The sequence below is a fragment of the Mycolicibacterium thermoresistibile genome (genome assembly GCF_900187065.1).
GTDB classification, from domain to species: Bacteria; Actinomycetota; Actinomycetes; order Mycobacteriales; family Mycobacteriaceae; genus Mycobacterium; species Mycobacterium thermoresistibile.
Window position 1 is genome coordinate 4916426 of sequence record NZ_LT906483.1, and the last position, 15725, is coordinate 4932150.

The window sequence follows — 15725 nt, forward strand, 5'->3', positions numbered from 1 at the left end:
GACTCAGCGCCGGACCAGCCGGTCGGCCACCGGTCCGAGCACCACCAGCGACAGCCACGACAACTGTGCCGCGTCGGGGCCCGGGCCGTACGCGATCGGGATGGACACCAGGAACACCGCCATGGTGGTGGCGTAGCCGGCGAGGCCGGCCCGCCGGTCGGTGTCGGCGTCGCGGATGAGCCCGCGTCGCCGCGCCAGCGTGAGCAGCACCGCGGACGCCGCCACCACCAGCGCGACGTTGCCCGCGTACAACGCGGTCGGCAGCGCAAGCTCCGACGTGCTCGGATCGCCGATGCCCTGGGTGGTGAAGGGAATCAGCACCACCAGGCCGGCCACCACGAGGCCCGCGGTGATCACGGCGGAATCCAGTGCCTCGAATCGTGCGATCACGGCATGGTTCAGCCGCCAGAACCCGGCGATGACCACGAAACTGATCGCGAAGCTCAGCAGTTGATCACCCACCGTGCCGCCGAGCAGAGTGCCCGGACTCCGCCACTGCTCACCCGACGGCAGGTCCAGGTTGGTGACGAGCAGGGTGGCCGAGAAGCCGAAGATCGCGTCGATGAACGCCAGCGCCCGCCCGAACTCCACCGAGTCCCGCGCATACACCTGGGAATCGGAGGGACGGCAGCCGGGGGAACCCATGTCACGCAGTGTGCCGCACAGCACCGCCGGATCGCGTTACCGTAGCGGTCGTGGCACGTCCCATTCGCATCGGTGTGCAACTGCAGCCGCAACACTCCCCCGACTACGGCAACCTGCGCGACGCGGTGCGCCGCGCCGAGGACATCGGCGTCGACATCGCCTTCAACTGGGACCACTTCTTCCCGCTGTACGGCGATCCGGACGGCGCCCACTTCGAATGCTGGACGATGTTGGGCGCATGGGCCGAACAGACCTCGCGCATCGAGATCGGCGCGCTGGTCACCTGCAACTCGTACCGCAACCCGGACCTGCTGGCCGACATGGCGCGCACCGTCGACCACATCTCCGGCGGCCGGCTGATCTTCGGCATCGGGTCGGGCTGGTTCCGCCGCGACTACGACGAGTACGGCTACGAGTTCGGCACCGCCGGCGGCCGGCTCGACGATCTGGCCGCGGCCCTGCCCCGGATCAAGGCGCGCTGGGCGAAACTCAATCCGCCGCCCACCCGTGAACTGCCGATCCTGATCGGCGGGATGGGTGAGAAGAAGACGCTGCGGCTGGTCGCCGAGCACGCCCACATCTGGCACGGCTTCGTCGACCGCTCCACCTATCCGCACAAGTCTCGGGTGCTGGCCGAGCACTGCGCGGCGGTGGGACGCGACCCGGACACCATCGAACGGTCCTCCGGGCTTCCCGTCGAAGGCGGTGTGGACGCGGCGCTGGCCGAGGCCGCCGCGCTGGTCGAACAGGGCGTCACGCTGCTGACGGTCGGGGTGAACGGACCGGACTACGACCTGTCGATCGCCGAAGCGCTGTGCCGCTGGCGGGACAACCGCTGAACCGCGACACTCGCGTGCTGCCGGTTCGGCACCAGATCGCCACGCCCGTCACGAGTTTCGTCTGATCGGCCCCGGGACGGCGCGCCCGTGAGACACTGTGGCCGCCATGCCGAAGAAGTACGGGGTGAAAGAGAAGGACCTGGTCGTCTCCCATGTGGTGAACCTGGTCCTGACCGGCAAGCTCCGCTCCGGAGATCGGTTGGACCGCAACGAGATCGCCCGGGAGCTCGGGTTGAGCCGGGTGCCGATCCAGGAGGCGGTCGTCCAGCTCGAACACGACGGGTTGCTGTCCACCCGGTACCACCGCGGCGCTTACATCGAACGTTTCGACGAATCGGTCATCCTCGAACACCACGAGGTCTACGGTGTGCTGAACGGGATGGCCTCCGCGCGCGCCGCCGCCGACCCGTCCCGCAGGATCGTCGACCGGCTTGAGGCGGTGGCCCGGATCATGGCCAACAGCAGAGGCACCCGCAAATTCCTGGACGCCGCCGGCCAGTACCGCCAGCTCATCAACGACGAGTACGCCGGTCCGCGGCTGCGCGCCGCGATCCGCGCCGCGCAGACCTTCCTGCCGCGCAAGTTCTGGCTCACCTGCCTGCAGGATCACGACGAGATCTGGCAGACCTACGACGCCGAGACCACCGCCATCCGCACCGGCGATCCGGAAGGCGCGCGCAGCGCATGCGCCCGCCGTTCGGCGACGATGGGGCGGCTGATGTGCAACGAGCTGGTGCGCCGCGGCGTGCTCGAGCCGACCGGGACGGTAGCCCCCACGCGCTGACGCCGACCCGCCCGGGCGATTACGTTGCTCACATGACCCGAGTGACCCGGGCCGCCGTGGTGGCCGTGATCGCGCTCCTGGTGGGGTCGTTGACGGCGGGCGGGACGGTGCTCGCCGCCCCGGCCGCCGCGACCGTCGACCAGTGCGCTCCGCCGGGCGTGCAGAGCGCCAGTCCGCTGCCGACCAACCTGGCCGCGGCCGAAGCCGGTCCCGGGGTGGACCGCTACACCACCGACGGGGTGGTGCCGCTCGACAACATCGACCCCTCGGCGCTGCGGCTGCGGGTGCCCGGTGTGCTCACGGTCGGCACCCTGTCCGACGCTCCACCCAGCATCTGCATCAACTCGCTCGGCGAATTCACCGGCTTCGACAACGAACTGTTGCGCGCCATCGCCGCCAAACTGGGTCTGCAGATCAGCTTCGTCGGCACCGAGTTCTCCGCCCTGCTCGCCCAGGTGGCCTCCGGCCGCTTCGACGTCGGCTCGTCGTCGATCACCACCACCGAACAGCGGCGCCGCACCGTCGAATTCACCAACGGCTACGACTTCGGCTACTTCTCGCTGGTGGTGCCGTCCGGATCGGCGATCACCGGGTTCGGCGACCTCGTCCCCGGGCAGCGGATCGGCGTGGTGCAGGGCACGGTGCAGGAGTCCTACGTCGTCGACACCCTGGGGCTGCGGCCGGTGATCTTCCCGGACTACAACACCGTCTACGCCAGCCTCAAGACCCGCCAGATCGACGCCTGGGTGGCGCCGTCCCAGCAGGCCGAGGGCACGGTGCGGCCCGGCGACCCGGCCGAGATCATCGAGAACACCTTCAGCCTGGACAATTTCATCGCCTACGCGGTGGCCCCCGGCAACCAGCCGCTGATCGACGCGCTCAACGCCGGCCTCGACGCGGTGATCGCCGACGGCACCTGGGCCCGGCTGTACAGCGAATGGGTGCCGCGCGCCCTGCCGCCCGGCTGGAAACCCGGCTCCAAGGCCGCCCCGCCGCCGCAGCTGCCGGACTTCGACGCGATCGCCGCGGAACGCGCGTCCCAACAGCCGGCGGCCGGGCCCGGAGTCCGCAAATCCACCCTGGCGCAGCTGGCCGACTCGTTTCTGGACTGGGAGCTCTACCGGCAGGCCATCCCGGATCTGCTCACCACCGGGCTGCCCAACACGCTGCTGCTCACCGTCGGCGCCGGGGTGATCGGGCTGGTGCTGGGCATGGTGCTGGCGATCGCCGGGATCTCCCGCTCGCGGCTGCTGCGCTGGCCGGCGCGGGTGTACACCGACATCTTCCGCGGGCTGCCCGAAGTGGTGATCATCCTGTTGATCGGGCTCGGCCTCGGACCCGTGGTCGGCGGGCTGACCGGCTACAACCCGTTCCCGCTCGGCATCCTGGCGTTGGGCCTGATGGCCGCCGCCTACGTCGGGGAGATCCTGCGGTCGGGCATCCAGAGTGTCGAACCCGGGCAGCTCGAAGCGGCCCGGGCGCTGGGGTTCAGCTATCCGGCCGCGATGCGGCTGGTGGTGGTGCCGCAGGGGGTGCGTCGGGTGCTGCCGGCGCTGATGAACCAGTTCATCTCCCTGCTCAAGGCGTCCTCGCTGGTGTACTTCCTCGGGCTCGTCGCCGACCAGCGGGAACTGTTCCAGGTCGGCCGGGACCTCAACGCCCAGACCGGCAGCCTCTCCCCGCTGGTGGCGGCCGGGCTGTTCTACCTGGCGTTGACCATCCCGCTGACCCACCTGGTCAACTACGTCGACAACCGGCTGCGCCGCGGCCGCAAACCCGCCGCCGAGGACCCGCTGGAACCCGCGACCGCCCAGGAGATGATCTAGATGACCCAACCGAAAGCGGTGTCGTTGGCGGCCACCGACATTCACCTGGCGTTCGGGCCCAACAAGGTGCTGCGCGGCGTCGACCTCGAGGTCCCAGCCGGCACCACCGCCGCCGTGATCGGTCCGTCCGGGTCGGGCAAGTCGACCCTGTTGCGCACCCTGAACCGGCTCTACGAACCGGACCGCGGTGACATCCTGCTCGACGGCCGGTCGGTGCTCAGGGACAACCCGGATCAGTTGCGGCAACGCATCGGCATGGTGTTTCAGCACTTCAACCTGTTCCCGCACCGCACCGTGCTGGACAACGTGACCCTGGCACCGCGCAAACTCAAGAGACTCAGCCGCGACGAGGCCCGCGAACTCGGTCTGCGACAACTGGAAAGGGTGGGTCTGCGGCACAAGGCCGAGGTGCGGCCCACCACCCTGTCCGGTGGGCAGCAGCAGCGGGTGGCGATCGCCCGGGCGTTGGCGATGGACCCGCAGGTGATGTTCTTCGACGAGGCCACCTCGGCGCTGGACCCGGAACTGGTCAAGGGCATCCTGGCGTTGATCGCCGACCTGGCCGAGAGCGGGATGACCATGGTGGTGGTGACCCACGAGATGGGCTTCGCCCGGTCCACCGCCGACACCGTGGTGTTCATGGACCACGGTCAGGTGGTGGAATCCGGCCCGCCACAGCAGATCTTCGAATCCGCGGCCACCGAGAGGCTGCGCCGTTTCTTGTCCCAGGTGTTGTAGACCGCGGTGCTCGGACGGTTTTGCTGCAATCACAACTGGCAGCGTCGGACAGGTTAGACTAGCGAATCATGATGGAGGTCGAACCGCAGGTCACCGAGCTGGCGGAGGAGCTGCAACGGGTCCTCTCCCGGGTGTTCTCGGTGCTGCGCCGCGATCCCGGCGGGAACCGGGAGGCGAAGGAAGGCGCCGACCTCACGCTGTCGCAGCTGTCGATCCTGCTGACGCTGCTGGAGCGCGGGCCCATCCGGATGACCGAGTTGGCCGCCCACGAACGGGTCCGCACCCCGACCACCACGGTGGCCATCCGGCGGTTGGAGAAGCTCGGGCTGGTCAAGCGCTCCCGGGACCCGTCCGACCTGCGGGCGGTGCTCGTCGAGGTCACCCCGCAGGGACTGATCCAGCACCGGGAGGCCCTGGAAGCCCGCCGGGCGCATCTGGCGTCGATGGTCAGCCGGCTCAGCCCGGAGGACCGCCGCGCCCTGGCCCAGGCGCTCGGCCCGTTGGAGCGGTTGGTCGCCGACCCCGGCGGCAAGGACAACTCCGACGACGAATCCGACAAGTGACCGTCAGCCCAGCCAGTCCAGCACCGCCGCAGCGGTCCAACTCTGCTGCATGCTGCCCAGCGGCTCCCCGGTGAACGGTTCGTAGTACTCGGCGAACGAGCCGTCGCTGGCCTGCCGCAACCCCTCGTGGCGCAGCATCCGCGCCCGTTCCGCCCAGCCGCGGCGGGCGAAACACCAACCGAACAACCAGTTCAGCACCGGCCACACCGGCCCCCGCCAGTATTCGCGGGGCCGGAAATCCCGCGACACCGGTGACGTCGACGGGATCGAGGCGAACTTCAGGTCGGGGTGCGCGCAGAACCGCGGACCCTCCAGCAACCGCAGCAGGGCCCGCTCCCGGTCGTGCGGCAACCCGCCGCACAGCAGCGGCGCGAACTGGGCGACCGTCTCGGTCACCACCCAGCGGTCCGCCCGCACGTCGTAATCGCGTGCGGCGCCGGTGCGTTCATCGGTGCTGGCCACCACCCCGGCCCGGAACCGGTCCGCCCACTCGTACAGCTCGCGCACGTCGGCGGCGGGACGCTGATGGTCCTCCCCGATCTCGGCGAGCACCGTGCAGGCCACCGAGAAGATCGCGGAGACGAACACGTCCTCCACCGCGAAGCTCATCACCTTGCGCAGCAGATCGTCGTCGTAGCGGGCCGCCTTCATCTCCTCCAACAGCCACAGGTAGCGGTCGTACTCGGAGTCGCTGGGCCGCTGGGTCGGATCGGTGACGATCGTGTTGTCGGCGCGCCGGTAGTGGGGCAGTTTGCCCGGAATCACGTTGGCGTACGCGCTGTCCCAGCGCGGTGAGTTGTCCATCCCGGATTCCCAGCCGTGGTAGAGCGTGATGCGGCCGCGTTCCTCCGGGTCGCGGCACTCGGCCAGCCAGCGGTGCCAGCGCACCAGATCGTCCCACCGCCGGTCGATGAACGCCGCCACCACCCTGCGGGTGGTGCGGCCCCGGGTGCGGGCGTGGTCGACGATACGCTGCACCGCGATCGCATGCACCGGCGGCTGGGTGATGCCGGACGTGTGCCGGGTGCGGGGGGCGTTGTCGGTCAGCGCCTGCACCGCCCACCGAGCCGGGCCCGGGAAATACCCGTCGTCGGTGTTGGCGAACACGATGTGCGGGATCATACCGTTGCGCCACTGCGCCGACAGCAGGGTGTCGAGTTCCACCACCGCGCGTTCCACGCTCAACGGGGCCAGACCGATCGCCACGAACGCCGCATCCCAACTCCACATGTGCGGGTACAGCAACGGCGCCGCGGTGGTCATCACACCGAGGTCATTGCCGCGCAGCAGGTAGGCGGCGCGGGCCGCAAGCTGGGTGGGACCGAAACTCGGATCGGGTGGCATCGTGTTCCATCATGCGCCGGAACGGCCGATGCCGCAGGCTAGGGTGGCGATATGCCGACCGCGATGATCACCGGCGCCGCCGGCGGGCTCGGTTCAGCGCTGACCGCGGCGCTGGCCCCCACCCACACGCTGTTCCTCGCCGGGCGTGCTTCGGACCGCCTCGACGATCTCGCCCAGCGGTACGGGGCCACCACCTGGCCGGTGGACTTCACCGACCTCGAAGCGCTGCCGGCGGTGGTCGAACCAATCGACGAACTCGATGTGCTGATCCACAACGCGGGCGTCACCCATCCCGCCGACTTCGCCGACTCCACCGTCGAGGAGTGGCGAAACTCCTTCGACGTCAACGTGATCGGGCCGGTGGCCTTGACCCAGGCGTTACTGCCGGCGCTGCGGCAGCGCCGCGGGCACGTGGTGATCATCAACTCCGGTTCCGGACTGCGGGCGCATGCCGGGATGGCGTCCTACTCGGCGAGCAAGTTCGCCGCCCGCGCGTTCGCCGACGCGCTGCGTGAGGAGGAACCGCTGCTGCGGGTGACGTCGGTGTTCCCGGGCCGGATCGACACGGCGATGCAGCAGAAGCTGGTGGCCTATGAGGGGCGGCAGTACAACCCCGACGAATTCCTCCGCCCGGAGACGGTCGCCAAGATCGTCGCCGACGCGGTGAACACCCCGCCGGACGCCCACCTCCACGAGATCGTCGTCCGTCCCTACCAGTGATTTCGGCGTGCGCACGATCGCTGAGCGACCGTCAGCACGCCGAAATCGCAGCTCGGATGGTGGCGATCACCCGGTGCGGGTACTCGGTCAGGTCCAGCCAGGTGAATCGCAGCACCTGCCATCCCCGCAGGACGATCGTGTTCTGCCGGGCCCGGTCGCGGTGGAAGTCGTCGCTGTCGCTGTGATACGCCAGCCCGTCGACCTCGATCGCCACCCTGCCGGCCGGAAATGCGACATCGACCTTGTAACCACCGATCGCGTAATTCGTTGTCCAGCCGCTGATCCCGGCGCCTCGTAACAGCCTCACCAGCTTTCGCTCGGCCGCCGACCGGGCCCCGTCGTCGGCGGCGTGCAGCAGCAGGCGAGCGGCCGGTGAACCGTAGCGGCCCTTGTTGCGCAGATGGGCCTGCCACAGCGCGCGGAGGTCGACGTGTCCCCGTTGCAGCGCCCAGTCCATCAGCGTCCCCCCGCCGCGCCGGCGCACCGCGGCCTCCACCACCGTCAGCGGCAACGCGGTCATCCGCAGTCCGCGGGAGACGACGACGTCGGCCGCCGCCAGGTCTCGGCGCCGCACCCGCGATCCGGCCTTGCGGCGGCCGTTGCTGTCCCGCGGCACCGTCACCTCGACGATCTCGGGTGCGAACTGGGTGAGGCCGTGCCACCATGCGGCGGCCAGACCGCTGCCCGCGGCATCCGGGCCGTAACTCCACACCGCTGCCCTGATCCGGGCGGCATCGGTGAATTCCCGGTCGTCGGCGAAGTAGACACCACGCGCGCAACGCCGCCACCGCCCGGCCCGCACCCGCCGCTGCACCGCCTGCAGACTCAGCCCGGCACGCCGGGCCTGGGCGAGAGTGATCACCCCGTCGTGACGGCGAAGGTATTCGTCCAGCACGTCCGATCAGACGCGAGGACCGGGTCCGACCGTTCCACCATCCGCGATTTCGGCGTGCGCACGATCGCTGAGCGACCGTCAGCACGCCGAAATCGCAGATCAGACGACGAGGTTGACGAGCTTGCCGGGGACCACGATCACCTTCTTCGGAGTGGCGCCGGCCAGGAAAGCCTGCACCTTCTCATCGGCCAGCGCCGCGGCCTCCAGCGTCGCCTTGTCGGCGTCCACCGCGACCGTGATGTGTCCGCGCACCTTGCCGTTGACCTGCACCGGCATCTCGACGGTGTCCTCGACCAGATACTGCGGGTCGGCCTCCGGGAACGGCCCGTGCGCCAGCGATCCGGTGTTGCCCACCCGGTGCCACAGCTCCTCGGCTAGATGCGGCGCCAGCGGGGCGAGCATCAGCAGCAACGGCTCGATGGCCGCCCGGGCGGTGACATTCTCCTTGGTCAGATGGTTGGTGTACTCGATCAGCTTGGCCGCCGCGGTGTTGTTGCGCAGCGCCGCGTAGTCCTCCGACACCCCCGCGATCGTCTTGTGCAGCAACCGCTGTGTCTGTTCGTCCACCGCCTCGTGCGCGGCCACCCGGGTGGCGCCGGTCTCCTCGTCGACGACCAGCCGCCACACCCGCTGCAGGAACCGGTAGGCCCCCACGACGTCCTTGGGCGCCCACGGCCGTGACGCCTCCAGCGGGCCCATCGACATCTCGTACACCCGCAGTGTGTCCGCGCCGTACTCGTCACAGATCTCGTCGGGCGAGATGGAGTTCTTCAGGCTCTTGCCGATCTTGCCGAACTCCTGTTTGACCTCGATCTCGCCGTCCGGCCCGGGCCAGTAGAACCTGCCGTCCCGCTCGATCACCTCCGCGGCCGGCACATAGCTGCCGCGCGGATCGGTGTAGGCGTAGGCCTGGATGTAGCCCTGGTTGACCAGCCGCCGGTACGGCTCCCGGGAGGTGACGTGGCCCAGGTCGTAGAGCACCTTGTGCCAGAACCGGGCATACAGCAGGTGCAGCACCGCATGCTCCACCCCGCCGACGTACAGATCGACACCACCCGGATCGTCCGGGCCGTGAATCTCCGGCCGCGGACCCATCCAGTACGCCTCATTCTCCTTGGCGCACATCTCTTCTGAGTTGTGCGGATCGCAGTAGCGCAACTCGTACCACGAGCTGCCCGCCCACTGCGGCATCACGTTGGTGTCCCGGGTGTAGGTCTTGAGCCCGTTACCGAGATCGAGTTCGACGGTCACCCAGTCGGTCGCCTTGTTCAGCGGCGGCGACGGTTCGCTGTCCGCGTCGTCCGGGTCGAACGACACCGGCGCGTAGTCGGGGATGTCCGGAAGTTCCACCGGCAGCATCGATTCCGGTAGCGGATGCGGGCGGCCGTCCGAGTCGTAGACGATCGGGAACGGCTCGCCCCAGTACCGTTGCCGGGCGAAAAGCCAGTCCCGCAGCTTGTATTCGACCCGGGCCTCACCGCGGCCCTCCGCCGCCAGTCGCGACGTCATCGCATCCTTGGCGTCCTCGACATTCATCCCGTTGAGGAACCCGGAGTTCACCAGTTCACCGTCACCGGTGTGGGCCGCCTCCGAGATATTTCCGCCGGCAATCACTTCCACGATCGGCAATCCGAATTCCCGGGCGAACTCCCAGTCCCGCTGATCGTGGCCGGGCACCGCCATGATCGCCCCGGTGCCGTAGCCGAGCAGCACATAGTCGGCGATGAACACCGGAATGCGTTCGCCGTTGGCCGGATTGGTGGCATACGCGCCGAGGAAGACGCCGGTCTTGTCCTTGTTCTCCTGCCGTTCCAGGTCCGACTTCGCGGCGATCGCGGCCCGGTAGGTGCTGACCGCCTCCTTCGGCGTGCCGGCGCCGAGGGTCCAGCGCGGGTCCACGCCGTCCGGCCACCGGTCGGCGACCAGTTGGTCCACCATGTCGTGTTCGGGGGCCAGCACCATGTAGGTGGCGCCGAACAGGGTGTCGGGCCGGGTGGTGAACACCTCGATGTCGCCGGCATCGGTGGCGAACAGCACCGCGGCGCCGGTCGACCGCCCGATCCAGTTGCGCTGCATGGTCTTGACCTTCTCCGGCCAGTCCAGCACGTCGAGGTCCTCGAGCAGCCGTTCGGCATACGCGGTGATGCGCATCATCCACTGCCGCAACCGCTTCCGGAACACTGGGAAGTTGCCGCGGTCGCTGCGGCCGTCGGCGGTGACCTCTTCGTTGGCCAGCACGGTGCCCAGGCCGGGGCACCAGTTGACCATCGAGTCGGCGCGGTACACCAACCGGTACGAGTCGATGATGTCGTGCCGCTCCCCGGCCGGCAGCTCCGACCAGGACCGTCCGTCGCCGACCGGCCGGGCACCGGACTCGAACTCCGCCACCAGCTCGCTGATCGGGCGGGCCTTGTTCTGGTCCGGGTCGAACCACGCGTTGAAGATCTGCAGGAAGATCCACTGGGTCCACTTGTAGTACTCCACGTCGGTGGTGGAGAAACTGCGCCGGTCGTCATGGCCCAGGCCGAGCCGGCCCAGCTGCCGCCGGAAGTTGGCGATGTTGGCCTCGGTGCGGGTGCGCGGATGGGTGCCGGTCTGCACCGCGTACTGTTCGGCTGGCAGGCCGAACGCGTCGAAACCCAACGCATGCAACACATTGCGGCCCCGCATCCGGTGGTACCGCGCGTACACGTCGGTGGCGATGTAGCCGAGCGGATGTCCGACGTGCAGCCCCTCCCCGGACGGGTACGGGAACATGTCCTGCACGAACATCTTGTCGGCGGGCACCGGGCTGCCGTCCGGCGGCGCCAACGAGCCCACCGGGTTGGGCACATGGAACGTGCCCTGCTCCGCCCAGGTCTGCTGCCAGCGCCGCTCGATCTCGCCGGCCAGCTTCGCGGTGTAGCGGAACGGCGGCGTGTCGGTGGTGTCGGTGCTGGTCGAGTCGGTCACGCAACACAGGGTATAAGGGCCTGCCGGATCGGTCGTACCGCCCGCCGGGCCCGGCGCCGGCAACGGGACGGTCTCAGAAGGATCGCGGACACGTCAGCACTTGATTCCGAAACGATTCCGAACCTGTCGCCGCGGCCGTCGCGGTGGCTACAGTCGGCCTCTGACCAGTGAGAACACGAACTTCGACAGACCTTTCGACAGCGTTGTCAGCATGGGAAGGAACGGGGCGATGAACCGGCTTGCCCGTCGCAAACTGAGTCTGGCGGGAGGTGTGGCCGCCGGCCTGACCGGCATCCTCGGCTTCGCGGGCAGTACCGCATCGGCGCAGCCGCTGGTACCCCAACCGCCACCGCCGCCGGCACCCGCCACGGTGACCCAGACCGTGACCGTGGCCGCCGCACCGGTGGCGCCGGTGGCGCCGGTCACACCGGTGGGCCCGGTGAACCGGACACCACCGGTGGCCGTCGACCCGGCCACCGGTGTGGCGATCGGCACCGCACCGGCCGCCGGCACCACGCCGGCCCTTCCGGTGGCCGTGCCACGCGAGACCATCGTGCCGGCCCGCTCGGGCACGTTGCGGGACTTCTTCACCGAACGCGGCGTCAAGATGGAACCCCAGGCGGCGGACGGGTTCACCGCGCTGAACATCGTGCTGCCGATGCCGCGCGGCTGGGCGCATGTGCCCGACCCGAACGTCCCCGATGCGTTCGCGGTCATCGCCGACCGGGTGGGCGGTGGGTTCTACACCTCCAACGCGCAGGTCGTGGTGTACAAGCTGATCGGCGACTTCGACCCCAAGGAGGCGATCAGCCACGGCTACATCGACAGCCTGCAGCTGCCGGCCTGGCGCACCACGGCCCAGTCGATGGCCGATCACCACGGCTGGCCGTCGTCACTGATCGAGGGCACCTACCGGGACAACTCGGTGACGTTGAACACCTCACGCCGCCACGTCATCGCGACCTCGGGATCCGACCGCTACCTGGTGAGCCTGTCGGTGACGACCGAGGTGGATCAGGCGGTGGCGGCCGCCGAGGCCACCGATGCGATCGTCAACGGCTTCAAGGTCACCAGCCCGACCCGGCCGTCCGCGCCGCCCGCCCCGGTCCGGGCACCGTCGGCCGCCCCGGTGTCGCTGCCCGCCTCGGGTGCGGGGCTGCCGGCCGCACAGCCCTGACGCACCAACGATCCGGGTGTGACGCACCCCGGGGTGCGTCCCGGCCGGCCGGGTTCGTATCCTGTGCCCCATGCTGATCGCCGCGGTGCTGTCCCTGTGCGCCGCTGTCGCGACCGCCGCGGTCGGACTGCGGTTGCTGACCCGACCCGTTCCCGCCGACACCGGTGGCCAGCTGATGCGTGCGATGGCGCCGACTCAGTTGGCGGCGGCGGCGATGCTGACGGTCGGCGGTCTGGTGGGGCTGACGACCAGCCCGCAGACCGGCTGGGTGGTGCTGATCGTGTGCATCATCGGGGCGGTCGGCACGGTCGCGGCCGGCAGCTGGCAGAGCGCCAAGGCCGGCGCGGAGGCGATGGCCGCTGCGCCGCCGTCCGGCGGCTGCGGCACCGCGTGTGCGACCTGCACCCTGTCCTGCAGCACCGCCACCAGCACCAGCGCCGGCAGCTGATCCGGCGCGCCCCGCGCCCGCTGGTCAGTTGCGGCTGAGGTCGATCGGGTGGGTGGCCAACAGTGACAACGGATACGGCTGGCGGCGCAGCACCCGCCCCCACAGATCGACCCGCGGCTCCACCAGGACATCCGACGGCAGCGCCGAGAGCACGATCCAGTCGTCGCGTTCGATCTCCCCGTCCAGCTGGCCGATCGTCCAGCCGGAGTAGCCGGCGAAGATCCGGATCCCCTCGAGCGCCGGGGCGACGGCGTCCGGATCCGCGTCGAGGTCGACCATCACGATCCGGCCCTGCACATGCCGTAACCCGGGCACCCCGGCGGCGTCCACCCCGACCCGCAGCTTGCCCAGGCACAGCGCCGCGTCCCGTTTCACCGGTCCACCGATGAACACCGTCTTGGGTTTGGCGGCCAGCTTCGCCCACTGCGGCAGAATGTTGTACACCGCGGTCTCGCTGGGCCGGTTCAGCACCACACCGAGGGTGCCGCCGTCGTTGTGCTCGATGATGTAGATGACGCTGCGCCGGAACGTCGGCTCCAGCAGGTCGGTGTTGGCGAGCAGCAGCGTGCCCGACCGGACCCGCTGGGCGGCCGGTGCGATGAAGTCCTCCGGCTCCTCTGAGTGCGCCACGTCTTTCATGATGGCACCCGCGCCGAAGCGGCGGGAGTACAAACCCGCGGTTGCGCGTCGCCGCTGCGCGACGGCGGATGTGGCGGGCGCCCGATGTGGCGATCAGCCGGTGGTGGCGGCGTCGGCGCGGCCGTCGCCGTCGGTGTCGGCGAGCTTCACATCCCACCGGCCGTCGCCGTCGGTGTCGACATAGGCCCACTCCCGGCCCAGCACCATGTCGGCCGACCCGTCGCCGTCGAGATCCAGTAGGCGGTCGTCGATCTCACCGTCGCCGTCGAAGTCGACCAGCGGGCCCCCGGTGTGTTCGACACCGTCGGGTCCCAGCCAGCGCATCGGCGCGCCGGCCACCCCCAGCGCCCAGCTGCCGGTGCCGTCGTCGGTGAACGCCGTCTCCGGCACGTCGTCGTCATCGAGGTCGAGCACCGCGTGGTCGGCCAGCCCGTCCCCGTCCAGGTCGGCCAGCGCATCATCGAGGCGGCCGTCGCCGTCGAAATCCAGACCGACCGCGTCCAGCAGGCCGTCGTCGTCGAGGTCGAGGGTCGGGTCGGCGGTGTAGATGGTGGCCGAGCCGTCCTCGGCGCCCAGGCAGAAATCCATACCTCATCCGACGCCGACGGGTCGGTGCCGGTTCCCGCCTGTCACTTCTGCCCGTTCTGCCGGGCCTCCCACCACTTCAGCAGTTCGTCGACCGCTTCCTCCCGGCTCAGCGGGCCGCGGTCCAGCCGCAACTCCTTGAGATACCGCCACGCCTCACCGACCTGGGGGCCGGGCCCGATGCCGAGGATCTCCATGATCTCGTTACCGTCGAGATCCGGCCGCACCCGGGCCAGATCCTCCTTGGCCTGCAGTTCGGCGATCCGGCGTTCCAGATTGTCGTAGTTGGCCTGCAGCCGGGCCGCGCGCCGCCGGTTGCGGGTGGTGCAGTCGGCGCGCACCAGCTTGTGCAGTTTCGGCAGCAGATGCCCGGCGTCGGCGACATAGCGCCGCACCGCCGAGTCGGTCCACTTGCCGTCCCCGTAGCCGTGGAACCGCAGATGCAGGTACACCAGCTGGGAGACGTCCTCCACCATCTGCTTGGAGTACTTCAACGCCCGCATCCGCTTGCGGGTCATCTTCGCGCCGACCACCTCGTGGTGGTGGAAGCTCACCCGGCCGTCGGACTCCAGCCGCCGGGTGGCCGGTTTGCCGATGTCGTGCAGCAGCGCCGCCCACCGCAACACCAGGTCCGGTTCGCCGTCCTCCAGCGCGATCGCCTGCCGCAGCACCTGCAGCGAATGCTGATAGACGTCCTTGTGCTGGTGGTGCTCGTCGATCTCCATCCGCATCGCCCCGACCTCGGGCAGCACCACCTCACCCATCCCGGTCTCCACCATCAGGTCGATCCCGGCCACCGGGTCGTCGCCCAGGATGAGTTTGTCCAGTTCGGCCTGCACCCGTTCCGGGCTGATCCGCGCCAGCTGCGGCGCCATCCGCTCGATCGCGGCCCGCACCCGCGGCGCCACCGTGAACCGCAGCTGCGACACGAACCGGGCCGCCCGCAGCATCCGCAGCGGGTCGTCGCCGAACGACACCTCCGGCTCGGCCGGGGTGTCGAGGGTGCGGGCCCGCAGATGCGCGAGGCCGCCCAGCGGGTCGTGGAACTCGCCGAACCCGCCCGGACTGTCCGGGGTGATGCGAACCGCCATCGCGTTCACGGTGAAATCACGGCGCACCAGGTCGTCGTCGAGCCGGTCGCCGAACCGCACCTCGGGATGGCGGGACACCTGGTCATAGCTGTCGGCGCGGAAGGTGGTGATCTCCAGGCGCAGGCCGCGCTTGGCCACCCCGACGGTGCCGAACTCGATGCCGGTGTCCCACATCGCCTCGGCCCACGGCCGCAGCATCTTCTGCATCTGCTCCGGCCGGGCGTCGGTGGTGAAGTCCAGATCGGTGCCCAGCCGGCCGAGCAGCGCGTCCCGCACGCTGCCGCCGACCAGATACAGCTCGTGGCCCGCGTCGGCGAACACCGTGCCGATATCGCGCAGCAGTTCGGCGTGCCGGTTCAGTGCGACGGCGGCACCGGCCAGCAGTTCGGCATCCTCGACAGCGTTGGGCACGTTCGATGAGCTTAATGGCTACGAGACGGCAACGACCGGCGAGTACGCCCGGGCGGCATCCGGGTGCC

Annotated in this window: 15 protein-coding genes; 8 read left to right on the top strand and 7 right to left on the bottom strand. The window is 69.7% G+C overall.

What is annotated here, in order from left to right:
• Positions 1-3: 3 nt before the first annotated feature.
• Positions 4-645 carry a TMEM175 family protein gene (locus CKW28_RS23310; RefSeq protein WP_040546974.1) on the bottom strand — a complete coding sequence of 214 codons (642 nt, stop codon included), beginning with the start codon at positions 643-645 and terminating at the stop codon, positions 4-6.
• Between the two features lie 50 nt (positions 646-695).
• On the opposite strand from CKW28_RS23310, the gene CKW28_RS23315 reads away from it, so the two are divergent.
• The 5 genes from CKW28_RS23315 (at position 696) to CKW28_RS23335 (ending at position 5395) form a co-directional block, all read left to right on the top strand.
• A complete protein-coding gene (locus CKW28_RS23315; protein WP_003925605.1) occupies positions 696-1484 on the top strand; it encodes an LLM class F420-dependent oxidoreductase in 789 nt (262 codons plus the stop codon).
• A gap of 106 nt (positions 1485-1590) precedes the next feature.
• Positions 1591-2268, top strand: a complete 678-nt coding sequence (locus tag CKW28_RS23320) for a GntR family transcriptional regulator (protein WP_040547458.1) — start codon at positions 1591-1593, stop codon at positions 2266-2268.
• A gap of 32 nt (positions 2269-2300) precedes the next feature.
• Positions 2301-4094: an ABC transporter substrate-binding protein/permease gene (locus CKW28_RS23325; RefSeq protein WP_081475505.1), complete on the top strand. Its 1794-nt coding sequence runs from the start codon at positions 2301-2303 to the stop codon at positions 4092-4094.
• Positions 4095-4832, top strand: a complete 738-nt coding sequence (locus CKW28_RS23330; RefSeq protein WP_003925608.1) for an amino acid ABC transporter ATP-binding protein — start codon at positions 4095-4097, stop codon at positions 4830-4832.
• 68 nt (positions 4833-4900) lie between these two features.
• The gene (locus CKW28_RS23335; protein ID WP_040546978.1) at positions 4901-5395 is read left to right on the top strand and encodes a MarR family winged helix-turn-helix transcriptional regulator; all 495 of its coding nucleotides are present in this window, start codon (positions 4901-4903) and stop codon (positions 5393-5395) included.
• Positions 5396-5398: 3 nt separating this feature from the next.
• On the opposite strand, the gene ggh is transcribed toward CKW28_RS23335, so the two are convergent.
• Complete coding sequence (ggh, locus tag CKW28_RS23340; protein WP_003925610.1) at positions 5399-6739, bottom strand: glucosylglycerate hydrolase; 1341 nt, start codon at positions 6737-6739, stop codon at positions 5399-5401.
• 51 nt (positions 6740-6790) lie between these two features.
• Here ggh and CKW28_RS23345 point away from each other — a divergent pair, with 51 nt between their 5' ends.
• Complete coding sequence (locus CKW28_RS23345) at positions 6791-7459, top strand: SDR family oxidoreductase (protein WP_003925611.1); 669 nt, start codon at positions 6791-6793, stop codon at positions 7457-7459.
• Between the two features lie 31 nt (positions 7460-7490).
• Here CKW28_RS23345 and CKW28_RS23350 read toward each other — a convergent pair whose 3' ends face one another.
• On the bottom strand, positions 7491-8354 hold the full coding sequence (locus CKW28_RS23350; RefSeq protein ID WP_003925612.1) for a PDDEXK-like endonuclease domain-containing protein: 864 nt from the start codon (positions 8352-8354) through the stop codon (positions 7491-7493).
• A 99-nt stretch (positions 8355-8453) separates the two neighbouring features.
• Entirely contained in the window at positions 8454-11315 is a 2862-nt protein-coding gene (leuS, locus tag CKW28_RS23355; RefSeq protein WP_085975152.1) for a leucine--tRNA ligase, read from the bottom strand.
• A 220-nt stretch (positions 11316-11535) separates the two neighbouring features.
• On the opposite strand from leuS, the gene CKW28_RS23360 reads away from it, so the two are divergent.
• Both CKW28_RS23360 and CKW28_RS23365 read left to right on the top strand, forming a co-directional pair.
• Positions 11536-12483 (top strand): LpqN/LpqT family lipoprotein, encoded by a 948-nt coding sequence (locus CKW28_RS23360; RefSeq protein ID WP_003925614.1) that lies wholly within the window; start codon positions 11536-11538, stop codon positions 12481-12483.
• Positions 12484-12553: 70 nt separating this feature from the next.
• Positions 12554-12931: a hypothetical protein gene (locus tag CKW28_RS23365; protein ID WP_003925615.1), complete on the top strand. Its 378-nt coding sequence runs from the start codon at positions 12554-12556 to the stop codon at positions 12929-12931.
• 24 nt (positions 12932-12955) lie between these two features.
• Here CKW28_RS23365 and CKW28_RS23370 read toward each other — a convergent pair whose 3' ends face one another.
• The 3 genes from CKW28_RS23370 to CKW28_RS23380 all read right to left on the bottom strand — a co-directional run bounded on the left by CKW28_RS23370 (position 12956) and on the right by CKW28_RS23380 (position 15657).
• Positions 12956-13570 (bottom strand): YqgE/AlgH family protein, encoded by a 615-nt coding sequence (locus tag CKW28_RS23370; RefSeq protein WP_085975129.1) that lies wholly within the window; start codon positions 13568-13570, stop codon positions 12956-12958.
• A gap of 93 nt (positions 13571-13663) precedes the next feature.
• Positions 13664-14158, bottom strand: coding sequence for a hypothetical protein (locus CKW28_RS23375; protein ID WP_003925617.1), 495 nt, complete (start codon positions 14156-14158; stop codon positions 13664-13666).
• A 41-nt stretch (positions 14159-14199) separates the two neighbouring features.
• The gene (locus CKW28_RS23380; protein WP_003925618.1) at positions 14200-15657 is read right to left on the bottom strand and encodes a CCA tRNA nucleotidyltransferase; all 1458 of its coding nucleotides are present in this window, start codon (positions 15655-15657) and stop codon (positions 14200-14202) included.
• Positions 15658-15725 lie beyond the last annotated feature (68 nt).

Coding starts and splice junctions, on each gene's coding strand:
- CKW28_RS23320 (WP_040547458.1), top strand. CDS start 1,591: ATGCCGAAGAAGTACGGGGTGAAAGAGAAGGACCTGGTCGTCTCCCAT.
- ggh (WP_003925610.1), bottom strand. CDS start 6,739: ATGCCACCCGATCCGAGTTTCGGTCCCACCCAGCTTGCGGCCCGCGCC.
- CKW28_RS23375 (WP_003925617.1), bottom strand. CDS start 14,158: ATGGATTTCTGCCTGGGCGCCGAGGACGGCTCGGCCACCATCTACACC.
- CKW28_RS23310 (WP_040546974.1), bottom strand. CDS start 645: ATGGGTTCCCCCGGCTGCCGTCCCTCCGATTCCCAGGTGTATGCGCGG.
- CKW28_RS23345 (WP_003925611.1), top strand. CDS start 6,791: ATGCCGACCGCGATGATCACCGGCGCCGCCGGCGGGCTCGGTTCAGCG.
- CKW28_RS23330 (WP_003925608.1), top strand. CDS start 4,095: ATGACCCAACCGAAAGCGGTGTCGTTGGCGGCCACCGACATTCACCTG.
- CKW28_RS23335 (WP_040546978.1), top strand. CDS start 4,901: ATGATGGAGGTCGAACCGCAGGTCACCGAGCTGGCGGAGGAGCTGCAA.
- CKW28_RS23325 (WP_081475505.1), top strand. CDS start 2,301: ATGACCCGAGTGACCCGGGCCGCCGTGGTGGCCGTGATCGCGCTCCTG.
- CKW28_RS23370 (WP_085975129.1), bottom strand. CDS start 13,570: ATGAAAGACGTGGCGCACTCAGAGGAGCCGGAGGACTTCATCGCACCG.
- CKW28_RS23365 (WP_003925615.1), top strand. CDS start 12,554: ATGCTGATCGCCGCGGTGCTGTCCCTGTGCGCCGCTGTCGCGACCGCC.
- CKW28_RS23360 (WP_003925614.1), top strand. CDS start 11,536: ATGAACCGGCTTGCCCGTCGCAAACTGAGTCTGGCGGGAGGTGTGGCC.